We start from the raw sequence: 12,853 nt of genomic DNA, 5'->3' as shown, positions 1-12,853 counted from the left end.
GATGCACAAACCCCAAGGCTACCCCGACGTCTCCGCCTACCTGATCGTGCCGGACGCGGCGGCGGTGCTCGACTTCTGCACTGCCGCCTTCAACGCCGACCGCCTCCGCGTGATCGAACGCGAGGGCGGCGGCGGCATCCTGCACGCCGAATGCCGGATCGGCGACAGCGTCGTGATGATGGGCGAAATGCCGGACGGTCCGCCTGCAAACCTGCACCTCTACCTCGCCGATGCCGAGGCCGCCTTCGACCGTGCCGTGGCGGCAGGGGCCGAGGTGATCCAGCCGATGCAATCCAAGGGCGACGGCGACCTGCGCGGCGGCGTCCGCGATGCCAGCGGCACGACCTGGTGGATCGCCCGCCAGGAAGAGGCGTAGCACCCCCCCCGGCTGTCACATCACCGTCCCCGTCCCGGACCTGATCCGGGACCTGCCAGCCACCCGGACCAGCGCCGAAGGCATTAACCGCCCCTTTACCGCGCACGCCCCGTTAACCCGCCGGACCCTTTGAAACCGCACCGTCGCAATACCACCCGGATACCGACGCGATACCGACATCCCGTTTTCACCGAATCCGAGCCCGTTAACCTTTGTCCGACCCCGTAGGGTGGGTGCCAACCCACCTGCCCTCAATCCCTCAAGCCAGGCTCGTCCAGCAGGTGCCGCCCCTGCCGGTCCTCCACCTCGATCACCCACAGATCCGGATCGAAAGACCGCTGTTTCGCCACCGCCTGATCGACATCGCGCTCGTCCCCCTCGGCCAGCGTGACCCATGTCCGCGCGCCACTCATCAGGTCAAAAGAGCGTTGAAAAACAGCCGCTTGCCCATCCAGCGTGTTCAGCTTGACCAGCACCGCGCCGCCGGTGTCATCGCCATGCGCCACCACGAAGGCCGGGATTTCCATCAGCCGCAGCCGCGCCAGGTAGGCCTGCACCCAGAACTCCGCCGTCAACCGGCTCATCGCGCCTGCCGCCCCGGACTTCGATTTGGGGCCTGTCCCGGACCCCGATCCGGAGCCTCTCTGCCAAGGTCCGTCACCGGTTCCCGTCCTTGAAATCAAGGCCCATCTCGGAATACCGCTCGGCTTCCTCCAGCCAGTTGGGCCGCACCTTCACCTGCGTGAAAAGATGCACGCGCCGCCCCAGGAACTCTTCCAGCTCCGCCCGCGCCGCCTGGCTAACCGCCTTGATCGTCTCGCCTTTTTTGCCCAAGACGATCCCCTTGTGACCGTCCCGCATGACATAGATCACCTGGTCGATCCGCGCCGATCCGTCCTCACGCTCTTCCCAGTTCTCGGTCTCGACGGTCAACTGGTAAGGCAGTTCCTGGTGCAGCCGCAGTGTCAGCTTTTCGCGCGTCATCTCGGCCGCGATCATCCGCATCGGCAGGTCCGCGATCTGGTCTTCGGGATAGAGCCACGGCCCCTCGGGCACCTCGCCCGCAAGCCATGTACGCAGGTCCTCGACACCATGCCCCTTCTCGGCGGAAATCATGAAAGTCTCAACAAATGCATAGCGTTCGTTCAGGTTCTTGGTCAGCCCCAGCAGAACCTCGGATGGCACCCGGTCGATCTTGTTGATCGCCAGCGCCACGCGCCGCCGCTTGGGCAATTCATTCAGCCCGTCCAGGATCTTCTCGACGCCTTCGGTCACGCCCCGATGCGCCTCGATCAGCAGCACGATCACGTCCGCATCCGCCGCCCCGCTCCAGGCCGCGGCCACCATCGCCCGGTCCAGCCTGCGGCGCGGCGCGAACAGCCCCGGCGTATCCACGAAGACCAGCTGCGCGTCACCCTCGATGGCCACGCCACGAATACGCGCCCGCGTGGTCTGCACCTTGTGCGTCACGATGCTGACCTTCGCGCCCACCATTCGGTTCAGCAGCGTGGACTTGCCCGCATTGGGCTCCCCGATCAGGGCGATGAAACCGGCGCGTTGGGTCATGATGCAAAGCCTTTTGTCATAAGGGCTTCCCCTACCCGATCCCTGCGCCCTTGACCAGTTCAGAACACCGCATGGTCGCCCCGCTCCAGCGCGATCTCACCCGCCGCAAGCCTTGCATAGAAGTCCTCCAGCCGGTCCTGCCCGAATTCCGGTGTGGCGTCGGCGTCGTAGCACTGCCGGGCGTCGTCCCAGACCAGCATCGACTCGGTGGCGTAGTACCGCCCGATCCGCGCCAGCTCCGCCTTGGCGCGGGCACGCCTGTTTAACCTTCCGGTAACACTCAATGTGGCAATGATGGCGTCGAGCAAACCCACCGGCACCCGTTTCATCCGGAACGGAACGCCCAGCGAATCGGCCAGCAACCGGCCTTGCTCTTCCGGGGTCAGTGCCGGACCGGGCCCGCCCACCGGCAGGACGCGGTTGTCGCAGGCCGGGTTGGTCAGCGTGTTCGCGATGAACCGCGCCAGATCGCCGTCGCTGATCGGCTTGCAGGCCGTCAGCCTGCCGTCGCCGAAGGCCAGGTAAGGCTTGCCCGCCCGCATCCTGTCCATCTGCCCGGACAGCGATTTGAAGAACGCAGTGGGCCGCACGATCACGTGGCACAGGGTTGAGGCCCGCAACTCCGCCTCGAAGGCCAGCTTGGCCTTCTGGAACGCCAGCGCCGGCCTCTGCACGCAGATCGCCGACAGCAGGATGAACCGCCCGACGCCCTGCGCCTCTGCCGCCCGCAGGGCCGCCGCGTTCAGCCCATGGTCGACAGCCCAGGCATCCCCGGGCGCGCCCGATCGCGACGCCAGGCAGCTGACCACGGCGTCGGCCCCGCGCATCGTGTCCTCCAGCAGGTCGGGCGCAGACAGGTCACCGATGACACACTGCACCCGCTCAGGCACTGCCGGGTCGGTGCGGCGCAACGGGCACACGACGTCATGACCATCGGCCAGCAGCACCTCCAAGACCGCCCGCCCGATCGTGCCGCTTGCCCCCAACAGGACAACACGCATCGTCGCGCCGGACGGCTGCAAAAGATAGGCTGAATCCTCGCGCATCAACGGCACCCGCTGGTGTTTTGAAAAGACTACACAAGGTGCCATCCGAAACCAACGCACCGCCGCAAATCCTTTGAGAAAGGATTTTCCAAAAGCTTTCTCAAAGCTTTTGGCCCCGCCCTAGGCCGCCGCCCCGTCGGTGAACTGCAACCGCGCCAGCCGGGCATAAAGCCCGCCCTCGGCCACGAGGCTGTCATGGGTGCCTTCCGCCACGATGCGCCCCTGTTCCATCACGATGATCCGGTCGGCCTTCTTCACCGTCGCCAGCCGGTGCGCCACGATCACCGTGGTGCGGTCCTTGGCCAGCCCGTCGACTGCCTGCTGCACCGCCCGCTCGCTCTCGGCATCCAGCGCCGAGGTCGCCTCGTCCAGCAGCAACACGGGCGCGTCCCGCAGGATCGCGCGGGCGATGGCCACCCGCTGTTTCTGGCCACCGGACAGCATCACGCCGCGCTCGCCCAGATAGGTGTCATACCCGTCCGGCAGCGCCATGATGAACTCATGCGCCGCCGCCGCTCGTGCCGCGGCCTCGACTTCGGAATCCGCTGCATCAATCCGGCCAAAGCGGATATTGTCCCGCGCCGACGCGGCGAAGATGACCGGCTCCTGCGGCACCAGTGACAGCTCCGCCCGAAAGTCGGGCCGCGCCAACTGATCGAGCGCCACGCCGTCCAGCATCACCCGTCCGGTTTGCGGATCATAGAAACGCTGAATCATCTGGATGATCGTGGTCTTGCCCGCGCCGGACGGCCCCACCAGCGCCACCGTCTCGCCCGGTTCGATCACCAGGTTCAATTCATGCAGCGCCGGCGCATCGGGGCGCGTCGGATAGGTGAAGCTGACATTCTCGAAGGCAATGCGGCCTTTGACGGGGCGCGGCAAGACCTCGGGGTGCGCCGGGTCCTGGACCTCGTCCTCGGCCTGGAGCAATTCGACCAAGCGTTCCGTCGCGCCAGCGGCGCGCTGAAGTTCTCCCCAGATTTCCGACAGGGCGGCCACCGAGCCGGCCACCATGACCGAATAGATCACGAACTGCACCAGCGTGCCGCCGGTCATCTGGTCTGCCCGCACATCCCGGGCACCGATCCACAGCACGCAGACGATCCCGGTAAAAACGAGGAAAATAACGATAACCGTCATCAGGGCGCGCACCCAGATGCGCCGCCGGGCCACGTCGAAACTGCGCTCCGTGACGTCCGAAAACGCGGCACGACTGGCCGTCTCATGGGTAAAGGCCTGAACCGTCTGCACGTTCAACAACGCCTCTGACGCATTGCCGGAACTGGCGGCGATCCAGTCCTGGTTTTCGCGGCTCAGCTTGCGCAGTTTTCGCCCCAGGGTCAGGATAGGCACGATGATCAGCGGCACCAGAAGCAACACCATTCCGGTCAGCTTGGCCGAGGTGAACAGCATCAGGACCAGCCCGCCGACAAAGATCAACAGGTTTCGCAACGCGATGGAGATGGACGACCCGATGACGGACAGAATGAGCGTGGTATCGGTCGTCACGCGGCTCAGGATTTCACCCGTCATCGTGCGTTCATAGAAGGCGGGGCTCAGTCCGATCACCTTGTCGAACACCGCCTTGCGCATGTCCGCCACGACCCGTTCGCCCAGCCGCGTCACCAACGCGTATCTCAGGCCGGTACCGATCGCCAAGAGCCCGGCGATACCGACAGCCGCAAGGAAATACTGGTCCAGGATCGCGCCGTCCTCGGCTCCGAAATTGTCGACCACGCGCCGGACCGCCAAGGGCAGCACCAGCGAAACACAGGCCGTCATCACCAGCGCAAGTATCGCAAGCGTCAAAAGCCGCCCGTACGGACGCAGGAACGGCCAGAGCTCCGACAAGGCGCCCATACGCTTCGACTTCGCCCGCTCAATCATGTCTGCGCCGTTTTCGGCCTTGCGTACCATGTATCCCCAAACGCGATTTTTCCCGGACCTCCTCATGGCCGCGCGGGACGCCGGGGTCAAGGGCGTTGCAGTCTTTCATCGCCCCTGGAACTGGAAGGAAGAAGCTGGAGCGGGCGACGGGAATCGAACCCGTATCTCTTGCTTGGAAGGCAAGGGTCTTACCATTACACAACGCCCGCTCGTCAATTCAGACGGATATTTCATGCGCACGGCAGGGTCAAGTGCCACGTCGAGAACGGCCCATACCTGCCGTTGCCGGTGGGCAGCTCATGCTGCTGTGCGGCCCGCCAAAGCCGCCATTTGCTGCCGATGCAAAACACAAGGTTGCTGGCACGCCCGGCTTGCCGACAAAGCGATCACTCGAACTTCTTCCGCTTGCCGCTCAAAGTGCCCTGCACAATACAAAAGAGTAACGAACCTTACCTGATCGAACTCACTGTCATGGAACCACGCCCGGGTTTCATGAATCGAAAGTCTGAAAGTTGGTATGCTAGCGTATCACTGCTAAGCATCACTTAGAAAACTTTCTAATGGTAAACTCTCAAAGTCGCACCACAAAACGATTTGAAAGCTGAAGGGGAAATCCATGCGGCCACTGGAAGATGGACAACTGCTTCAAACTGAAAGCATGGAGTTCGCTCCTGAAGGTCTGATAGAAGTTGATCCCTCGGGCCCAGTAATCTGGGTTGGTGGGTCGAAGTTGCTGTTGCTGGAAACTCGACAGGACGTGAAGTGGTTATCACACGCGGCGATGACTGCGCAATTGTCATCATCTTCCATAGAGGAACAAGAGGCAGTGTTCCTGGAGATCATTAGCAGGTTTCCCTCCGAGCCGCCGCCGCCAATCAATCAAGATCAGATAGAGATTTTTCTGAAGGACACACTCGAGTCACAGCGCGATCTTACACCGCTCGAAACCCTTGTTTCCGGTTGCGAGGGGCTCGCCTCTTTGATGGAATATCCAACCTTCAGCGACACCAGCGTTGGAATTGTGTTTGCCTGGCAACCAGAGAATGATGATCGCCCGTGCCGCGTTGCTGCGCATGATGAACTGCCAATGCTCATTTTAGACCACGGGTCGCTTTCCATCGCGCTCCTGAAATTGAAAGGTCTTTATACCGCTAGCAAATGGATGCTCGTAGGTTACGGCTGGGTCCGGCCAAATTTCACCTCCGCAAACGAAGCAGCGAACTGGTACGTAAATGAACTGCGAAGTCGCGCTTTCAAACATGGACATGGAGCCATGCCGCTAGATCGCCTCGACCATCCGAACGCAGTCCAGACATTTAACCCAGACAAGCACTCCATGGCTTTAGTCTATGTTCACGGACTCTTCTCGACAGATGCCGGGAGTTTCGATGGATTCCGCGACGCTTGGTCGTCGTTGCGTATCAATCTTTATACCGACGGGGCACTAGACCGAAGATGTGTGGAATCAGTGTTTGACAAGGTTGGTCACATCGGTTTTCCGCATGATACGTTCTGCGGAATAGATAAAAGCGGACAAGCGCTGGCCGACGCCCTACATGATCGCTTTGAAGCATCGGACACCAAACTCGCTCTTATCGCCCATTCGCGCGGTGGGCTTGTAACGAGCCGGGCCATTCAACATCTGCTTTTCCGTGGAAATGGATGGAACGACAGGATTAAGATTTTTGCTACATTTGGCACTCCACACACTGGAGCGAAACTGGCGCAGTTGCCAGGGAGATATGAGGGATCCTACTTACTGCTCAAAGGTCAGTCTGACCAGTTGATCGCTCTCGACATGCTGTTCTGCTACCTGAAACACGTCAGGCGCATTGAAGGCATAGACGATCTTCAGCCTGTTGGAAATCTGGTGTCGACTTTTCTCGAAGATCTTGAAGACCGTGAGAACAAATATGGTTCGCTTAGCACCTGGGCTGTATCCGGAGCTGCGCCACAGATTTCCGGGTGGGGAATACGTAGTCTGATTACCAAAGCTGTTAGGATCGGAATAGACCAGATAGTTGGATCTCCGAACGACATCGTCGTGCCACGTTCCTCTGCGGAGGCTGCGCCCAACCCAACTGTCCGCAAGTTTGACTGCGAACATTTTGAGTACTTTTCGCAGTTAGACGGTATGAAGAACACAGCGAGAGAGGTTATGAGAGCTTTTGGTCTTGAAGACGAAATCAACATCTGTACTGGAGGATCCGCACCGGACATCGAGTTCATTGAGAGTGGTGATGACACTATTGTTCGGATTGGAGGCATTGACCTCCCCGTGAACTAACGAAGTGGCTTGCTTTCACGATCCTTAGGCAATCTACGGGGTGTAAAGCTGAAACTCGCGGCCCGAAGCGGACCTTAACGGTCAGCCCGGCGAACGACTGGAGTGAGTCCATGACGCGGCGAAGTCTAAAATTATGGCATGTTGGGACAGGCAGCAACCTTGCCTGTGCTGTGCTTTTTACAAGTTGGCTATCGTGTTCCTAATTCGGATCTGCGACATACACGACAAGAAGTCTTCTAGAATATCGGATACCACTTGGACATTGGCATTGATGCCTCGGCATAGGGGGCGAGGTTTCAGCGCCGCCATTTCAGCGGCGCCGGCAGTACTCGAAATTACACAGGCTGCACGGTCGGACGGAACAGGATCTCGTTCACGTCGACGTTTTCCGGTTGGGACACGGCAAAAGACACCATGTCAGCCATCGTGCTGGCGGGCACGGCGATCTCCTTGACGAAGTCGCGCACGTTGTCGCCAAGTTCAGGCTCGGTGATATGCTGTGTAAGCTCTGTATCCACTGCGCCCGGCGAGATCACGGTGACGCGCACGTTGTAATCCTTGACCTCCTGCCGCAACCCTTCGGAAAGCGAGCGCACGGCGTGCTTCGTGGCGCAATAGACCGCGCCGGACGCCACGGTGATATGGCCATAGACCGAGGACACGTTGATGACCTGGCCAGATTTCTGCTCTTTGAAGATCGGCAGCACGGCGGCAATGCCGTAAAGTGTGCCCTTCATGTTCACGTCGATCATCTGGTCCCACTCGTCGATCCGCAGGCTTTCGAGGGGCGAGAGCGGCATGAGACCCGCGTTGTTGAAGATGACGTCGACGCGGCCGAAAGTGTCCTTGGCCTTGGTGACGAGCGCCCGCACGTCGTCGAGCTTGGTCACGTCGGTTTCCATCGCGACGGCCTCGCCGCCCGCGTCGGTGATGTCTTTGACGATGCTGTCGAGCCGGTCCTTGCGGCGCGCGCCAAGGGCAAGTTTCGCGCCTTTGGCGGCCAGGTCGCGGGCCGTGACCTCGCCCATGCCCGAGGAGGCGCCGGTGATGACGATGACTTTGCCTGTGATGTTGTCGGTCATGATGTGTCCTTTCGTTTTGGATGCAGGTTTGGGGCGGACAGGCTGTGAAAGCCCTGCCAGATGTGGGTGGGTTGAGGTTCAGGGGGGCCTAGTCCGCCAGCTCGATGCGGACAGGGAAATCTCCGTCGCGGACAAGCACGTCGATCGGCCCGTCAAAGGCGCCAAGCCGCACAAGGCCACGCGAGCGCTGGAATGGCTTGTAGAAGATCGCCAGATTGCCCCAAGGCGCATAAAGCGTGATGTCACCGGCCTTGGGCTCATAGCTGTCCGGAACACCGCTGGTGTCCAGCTTGCGCGGCAGATCGGCGACTTTCTCAATCCCGTGGTAATCGCTCAGCGTCAGGTCGAGAGGCAGAAGCGCCGCAAAATCCTGTGTCACCGGCGTCGTGTCGAGCGTGGCTGTCAGGGTCTTTTCCCCGACGATCACTCTGATTTCGGTCATGGCGGCCTCCTTTCCTTGGTCGGTTGCCTCTGCGGCGGGGGCAAGGCTGATCGTCAGGGCCGCGATGGCCAGCCGGGCAATGTTCGTGGTTGATCCGATCATGGTCGTCCCCTTGGTTTTGAGGGGGATATACGCCGATGGCGGCGCGGGATAATCCCCGCTGAATCTCTACCTCTCATGAAGGCGCCTCATGAATGGGTGACATTGTTCGCCGAGTGATGAGGGCAATCATTCATGAACCCTCCTCATGTCCGCTTGCCGAATGCCGCCCATGATACGGGCCATCACGCGCTTTAGGTAGCCGTTCATGTCGGGACGGTCGCGGTGACCGACCCATAAACGCAGCCAAAAGGAGATTTTTCGACATGACACGAATTCTGGGACCCACACTTGCTCTGGGGCTGGCCGCGCCCGGCGCCTTCGCCCAATCCATGGAAATCACTCGCGCGAGCGATCAAGAGGGCTTTATCGGCGATACCGATCTCTTCACCGGCACCGCCTATATCGAGCCGGTTTTCCCCGCCAACGAGCCCTTTGCCGTGAACGCGGGCAAAGTGACCTTCTTGCCCGGCGCACGGTCGGCCTGGCACACGCATCCGGCGGGCCAGATGCTCATCGTGACCGAGGGCACCGGCTGGGTACAGGAACGCGGTCAGGAGCGCCACGTCATGCAGGCCGGCGACGTGGTCTGGTGTCCGCCGGAAGTCGAGCATTGGCATGGCGCGACGGACAGCACGGCTGTCACGCATATCGCGGTGCAGCAGTTCGCCGACGGTGAGAACGTCGTCTGGGGCGAGCATGTGACCGACGCCGAATACGGGGCCGAGTAGCGACTCTTGCCGCTCCGCCCATTCATTCGGCGGGGCGGCATAATTCTTCGACACATGAAAATTCGACATATATTCTGAGGGGCAACCGACGTGATCATCGATCCGCAGATCCAAGGCGCCCTCATGCTTCGAGAGAATATCCAGGACCTTATCGCGCTGGCCGCCGTGGCCGAAGAGCGCAGCTTTACCCGGGCCGCAGCACGGCTCAACGTGTCGCAATCTGCGCTCAGCCATACGATCAAGGGGCTGGAGCAGCGCCTTGGTCTGCGGCTTCTGACGCGCACGACGCGCTCTGTCGCGCCGACGCTGGAGGGTGAGGACCTGCTCGCCACTCTGAACCCTTGTCTGGAAAAGATCGAGGCGCGTCTTCATGCGCTAAACGACTCTCAGGGCGCGCCGTCTGGGACGGTGCGTATCGTAGGGGTGGAGTATGCCATCGAGTCCCTGCTTTGGCCCAAGCTGTCTCCGGTGTTGAAGGAATACCCAGACGTGAAGGTCGAGTTCGTGATGGACTATGGCTATACCGATCTGGCCGAAAGCCAGTGCGATGCGGGCGTGCGATATGGCGACCAAGTGAGCGATGGCATGATCGCGATGCGCATCGGCCCGGAGGAACGGATGGTGTGCGTCGGCGCGCCGGGGTATTTCCATGTGGCGGGCACGCCCGACGTGCCGCAAGACCTGACCGGACACCAGTGCATAAACCTGCGTCTCACCAATCATGGTGCGCTTTACGCGTGGGAGTTCGAAGACGAGGACGGCACCGAAATCCGGGTCAAGGTGCAGGGGCGGGCGATTTTCAACACGATCAACCCGGTGCTGCGGGCGGCGAAGGACGGGCATGGGCTGGCCCTTGTACCCGAGCGGCTGGCGCAGGCCCATCTGGACAGCGGGGCACTGCGCCTGTGTCTGGAGGGTTATTGCCCTTATTTCCCCGGGTTCCACCTCTATTACCCCAGCCGCCAGCGGCCCTCTTCGGCGTTTGGTGTCGTGCTGGATGCACTCCGCGAAAAGGGCTGAGCGATTGATGAGAAGGGATCATGAATGGTTTGAGCATCCCGGCCATTAAGGCCTAGGTCAATCGCACCATATGAGGGCGGAGATCACAGCGAACCAAGGAGATCCCCCGATGAAGACCTTCCTGACAGTTTCCGCGCTCGGCCTCATGACCAGCGCCGCCGTGGCCCAGGACGCCACGCAGACCCTGCCCGATGCCGTGGGCAAGGTCGCCCCGGCGCTTGAGGCTTATTCTAACAATTCGCTTTTCAGCGAAGTCTGGACGGACGAGGCAATGTCGCACCGCGACCGCGCGCTTGTCACATTTGCCGCGCTGATGACACGGCAAGACACGGGCGCCTTGTCCGATCACGTGGCGCTGGCGCTGGACGCGGGCGTCACCGCGGCCGAGATTTCCGAGACGATCACGCATCTGGCCTTTTACACCGGCTGGGGCAATGCGACCGCTGCCGCAACGGCTGCCGCGCCGGTTTTCGAGGCGCGCGGCATCACCGCCGAGGACCTTTCGGCAGTGGACCCCGAGTTGCTGGGCTATGACGAGGAAGCTGAGGCGAGCCGCCAGGAGTTCGTGCAAGGCACCTATGGCAGCGTGAGCCAAGGTGTCGTTGACGATACCGAGCAGCTGCTGTTCCTCGACCTCTGGCGCCGTCCTGCGCTGGAGCCGCGCGACCGCAGCCTTGTGACCGTTGCCGCGCTGATCGCAGCGGGTCAGGCGGAACAGATGACGTTTCACCTCAACCGCGCCATGGATAACGGCCTGACCCAGGACGAGGCGGGCGCGATGCTGTCGCATCTGGCCTACTACTCCGGCTGGCCCAAGGTCTTTTCCGCCATGCCGGTGGCCAAGGACGTGTTCGAGAACCGGTCCGAGTAAGGCCCGTCAGCGGAGAAAAGACCCATGAAAATCGGTATCCTCGGCTCTGGCCTGATGGGATCGCAACTGGGCCGTGTCTGGGCCGCGTGCGGGCATGACGTGATTTTTTCCTATGCCCGAAACACGTCCAAACTGAATATGCTGGCGCGCCAATACGGCGCGCTGGCCGGGCGGGTGGACGAGGCGGTGCGCTATGCCGATGTCCTCCTGCTTGCCGTGCGCTGGTCGCGCATCCCGGACGTCCTGGAGCAGGCGGGGGCGTTGGAGGGAAAGGTCGTGCTGAACTGCTGCGTGCCGTTGAACGAGGCGAATTCCGAATTGGTTCTTGGCGCGACGACCTCGGGCGCGGAGGAACTGGCGCGCCTGCGGCCCGCTGCGCGGTGGGTGTCGTGTTTCAACACGGTGCCGTCCGAGGCCTTCAGGCCGGTTCTTTCCGGCAAAGGGCAAAGTCCGGCACCTCAGGTCCTGACCTATGGTGACGATGCCTCGGCCAAGAAGATCGCCCAAAAGCTGATCCGCGACGCGGGATTTGAGCCGCTTGAGGCGGGCTCTTTGCGAACTGCGAGGTTCGCTGAGCCTTTTGCCATGGTGACGGCGGAACTGGCTTACGCCCAAGCGGGCGGCCCGGCGTTGACCTATCGCTTCACCAAGCTCTGAGATCGACGGCACGGGCTTTGGCCGGAACGCATGGACATCCAGCCCGGATGACATTCGCTACGATCCATTGAGAACTACACCGTCCCGGACCTGCGAATGTTCGACACCGCCTTCGGCGAAATGATACCGTCCGATCTGCGCTTCTACCCGCAGGACCTGGCCGCAGAGATCGACACGCTGAACGCCGTGATCTACGACAAGCTGAACAACGGCGTCTACAAATCCGGCTTCGCCAGTTCGCGGACTACCCACGCCTGTCGGCTCTTCTGCAGCGGATGCTGGATATCCCAGGCGTGCGCGAGACCGTGAACATGGACCATATCACGCGCGGCTACTATTATATCAAGGCACTGAACCCGACGCGCATCCGGCCCGTGGGCCCCGCGCATGTGGTCAAGACGCTTGGGCTTTGAGGTTGGAATTAACTCGCCGACTGTGACCTAGATCAGCCGTTGCGGCATGTCTGAAAATGTTTCGCGTTTCACACCCTGCCTACTCGGCTATCATGGTTCCCCTATCAGACGAACGTCCGGCAATATCAATGCTCCAACCGACACACTGGATTGAAGATTTCGCCAAAGCGGACGTTGAACATTGATGCAGCGAAGGTCCGCTCCCCGCCCAATTCTTTAAGTGTCTACGCTGTTCTAAACTTCCACATAGGTCTGCGTGAAAGAGTTTACATGAGACAAGATTGCGGCGCTGGAACGAGCTGACCCCCGGTCATCTGCACGAAACCCATACTTCTATGTCCCAACAATCAAGCATTTCGCGAGCCTAGGTCTTATT

Annotated in this window: 13 protein-coding genes and 1 tRNA gene; 7 read left to right on the top strand and 7 right to left on the bottom strand. The window is 61.2% G+C overall.

The features are described from left to right. The first annotated feature begins 1 nt into the window (after position 1). Positions 2-376, top strand: a complete 375-nt coding sequence (locus FIU85_RS15045; RefSeq protein WP_152497479.1) for a VOC family protein — start codon at positions 2-4, stop codon at positions 374-376. A 251-nt stretch (positions 377-627) separates the two neighbouring features. Here FIU85_RS15045 and FIU85_RS15040 read toward each other — a convergent pair whose 3' ends face one another. The 5 genes from FIU85_RS15040 to FIU85_RS15020 all read right to left on the bottom strand — a co-directional run bounded on the left by FIU85_RS15040 (position 628) and on the right by FIU85_RS15020 (position 5,084). Beyond that, the gene (locus tag FIU85_RS15040; protein ID WP_152497478.1) at positions 628-960 is read right to left on the bottom strand and encodes a DUF1491 family protein; all 333 of its coding nucleotides are present in this window, start codon (positions 958-960) and stop codon (positions 628-630) included. Between the two features lie 73 nt (positions 961-1,033). Continuing rightward, entirely contained in the window at positions 1,034-1,942 is a 909-nt protein-coding gene (gene era, locus FIU85_RS15035) for a GTPase Era (protein WP_152497477.1), read from the bottom strand. Positions 1,943-2,001: 59 nt separating this feature from the next. Next, positions 2,002-2,988, bottom strand: a complete 987-nt coding sequence (locus tag FIU85_RS15030; protein ID WP_254702918.1) for an NAD(P)H-binding protein — start codon at positions 2,986-2,988, stop codon at positions 2,002-2,004. Positions 2,989-3,108: 120 nt separating this feature from the next. Next, the gene (locus tag FIU85_RS15025) at positions 3,109-4,905 is read right to left on the bottom strand and encodes an ABC transporter transmembrane domain-containing protein (protein WP_152497476.1); all 1,797 of its coding nucleotides are present in this window, start codon (positions 4,903-4,905) and stop codon (positions 3,109-3,111) included. Positions 4,906-5,010: 105 nt separating this feature from the next. Next, positions 5,011-5,084: transfer RNA gene (locus FIU85_RS15020), tRNA-Gly, on the bottom strand. A gap of 407 nt (positions 5,085-5,491) precedes the next feature. Here FIU85_RS15020 and FIU85_RS15015 point away from each other — a divergent pair. Beyond that, positions 5,492-7,162 (top strand): triacylglycerol lipase, encoded by a 1,671-nt coding sequence (locus tag FIU85_RS15015; protein WP_152497475.1) that lies wholly within the window; start codon positions 5,492-5,494, stop codon positions 7,160-7,162. Positions 7,163-7,497: 335 nt separating this feature from the next. Here FIU85_RS15015 and FIU85_RS15010 read toward each other — a convergent pair whose 3' ends face one another. Further along, positions 7,498-8,244, bottom strand: a complete 747-nt coding sequence (locus FIU85_RS15010) for an SDR family oxidoreductase (protein WP_152493648.1) — start codon at positions 8,242-8,244, stop codon at positions 7,498-7,500. An 88-nt stretch (positions 8,245-8,332) separates the two neighbouring features. Then, positions 8,333-8,788, bottom strand: coding sequence for a cyclophilin-like fold protein (locus FIU85_RS15005; protein ID WP_254701714.1), 456 nt, complete (start codon positions 8,786-8,788; stop codon positions 8,333-8,335). A gap of 263 nt (positions 8,789-9,051) precedes the next feature. Between FIU85_RS15005 and FIU85_RS15000 the strand changes: the two genes are divergently transcribed. From FIU85_RS15000 to FIU85_RS14980, 5 genes are all read left to right on the top strand, one after another. Beyond that, entirely contained in the window at positions 9,052-9,516 is a 465-nt protein-coding gene (locus tag FIU85_RS15000; protein WP_152493649.1) for a cupin domain-containing protein, read from the top strand. A 90-nt stretch (positions 9,517-9,606) separates the two neighbouring features. After that, complete coding sequence (locus FIU85_RS14995; protein WP_254702917.1) at positions 9,607-10,536, top strand: LysR family transcriptional regulator; 930 nt, start codon at positions 9,607-9,609, stop codon at positions 10,534-10,536. A gap of 109 nt (positions 10,537-10,645) precedes the next feature. After that, positions 10,646-11,407: a carboxymuconolactone decarboxylase family protein gene (locus tag FIU85_RS14990; RefSeq protein ID WP_152497474.1), complete on the top strand. Its 762-nt coding sequence runs from the start codon at positions 10,646-10,648 to the stop codon at positions 11,405-11,407. A gap of 24 nt (positions 11,408-11,431) precedes the next feature. After that, positions 11,432-12,064 carry an NADPH-dependent F420 reductase gene (locus FIU85_RS14985; protein WP_152497473.1) on the top strand — a complete coding sequence of 211 codons (633 nt, stop codon included), beginning with the start codon at positions 11,432-11,434 and terminating at the stop codon, positions 12,062-12,064. 96 nt (positions 12,065-12,160) lie between these two features. After that, positions 12,161-12,373: a hypothetical protein gene (locus FIU85_RS14980; protein WP_254701716.1), complete on the top strand. Its 213-nt coding sequence runs from the start codon at positions 12,161-12,163 to the stop codon at positions 12,371-12,373. Positions 12,374-12,853 lie beyond the last annotated feature (480 nt).

Source organism: Roseovarius sp. THAF8, from assembly GCF_009363735.1.
GTDB lineage: Bacteria > Pseudomonadota > Alphaproteobacteria > Rhodobacterales > Rhodobacteraceae > Roseovarius.
Note: the sequence above shows the minus strand (reverse complement) of the source record. Positions and strands in the feature narration are given on the sequence as shown.

What these genes read in the sequence shown, in the direction of transcription:
- FIU85_RS15040 (WP_152497478.1), bottom strand. Translation starts at nt 960, where the DNA reads ATGAGCCGGTTGACGGCGGAGTTCTGGGTGCAGGCCTACCTGGCGCGG.
- FIU85_RS14990 (WP_152497474.1), top strand. Translation starts at nt 10,646, where the DNA reads ATGAAGACCTTCCTGACAGTTTCCGCGCTCGGCCTCATGACCAGCGCC.
- FIU85_RS15025 (WP_152497476.1), bottom strand. Translation starts at nt 4,905, where the DNA reads ATGGTACGCAAGGCCGAAAACGGCGCAGACATGATTGAGCGGGCGAAG.
- era (WP_152497477.1), bottom strand. Translation starts at nt 1,942, where the DNA reads ATGACCCAACGCGCCGGTTTCATCGCCCTGATCGGGGAGCCCAATGCG.
- FIU85_RS14980 (WP_254701716.1), top strand. Translation starts at nt 12,161, where the DNA reads ATGTTCGACACCGCCTTCGGCGAAATGATACCGTCCGATCTGCGCTTC.
- FIU85_RS15045 (WP_152497479.1), top strand. Translation starts at nt 2, where the DNA reads ATGCACAAACCCCAAGGCTACCCCGACGTCTCCGCCTACCTGATCGTG.
- FIU85_RS14985 (WP_152497473.1), top strand. Translation starts at nt 11,432, where the DNA reads ATGAAAATCGGTATCCTCGGCTCTGGCCTGATGGGATCGCAACTGGGC.
- FIU85_RS15000 (WP_152493649.1), top strand. Translation starts at nt 9,052, where the DNA reads ATGACACGAATTCTGGGACCCACACTTGCTCTGGGGCTGGCCGCGCCC.
- FIU85_RS15010 (WP_152493648.1), bottom strand. Translation starts at nt 8,244, where the DNA reads ATGACCGACAACATCACAGGCAAAGTCATCGTCATCACCGGCGCCTCC.
- FIU85_RS15030 (WP_254702918.1), bottom strand. Translation starts at nt 2,988, where the DNA reads ATGCGCGAGGATTCAGCCTATCTTTTGCAGCCGTCCGGCGCGACGATG.
- FIU85_RS15005 (WP_254701714.1), bottom strand. Translation starts at nt 8,788, where the DNA reads ATGATCGGATCAACCACGAACATTGCCCGGCTGGCCATCGCGGCCCTG.
- FIU85_RS15015 (WP_152497475.1), top strand. Translation starts at nt 5,492, where the DNA reads ATGCGGCCACTGGAAGATGGACAACTGCTTCAAACTGAAAGCATGGAG.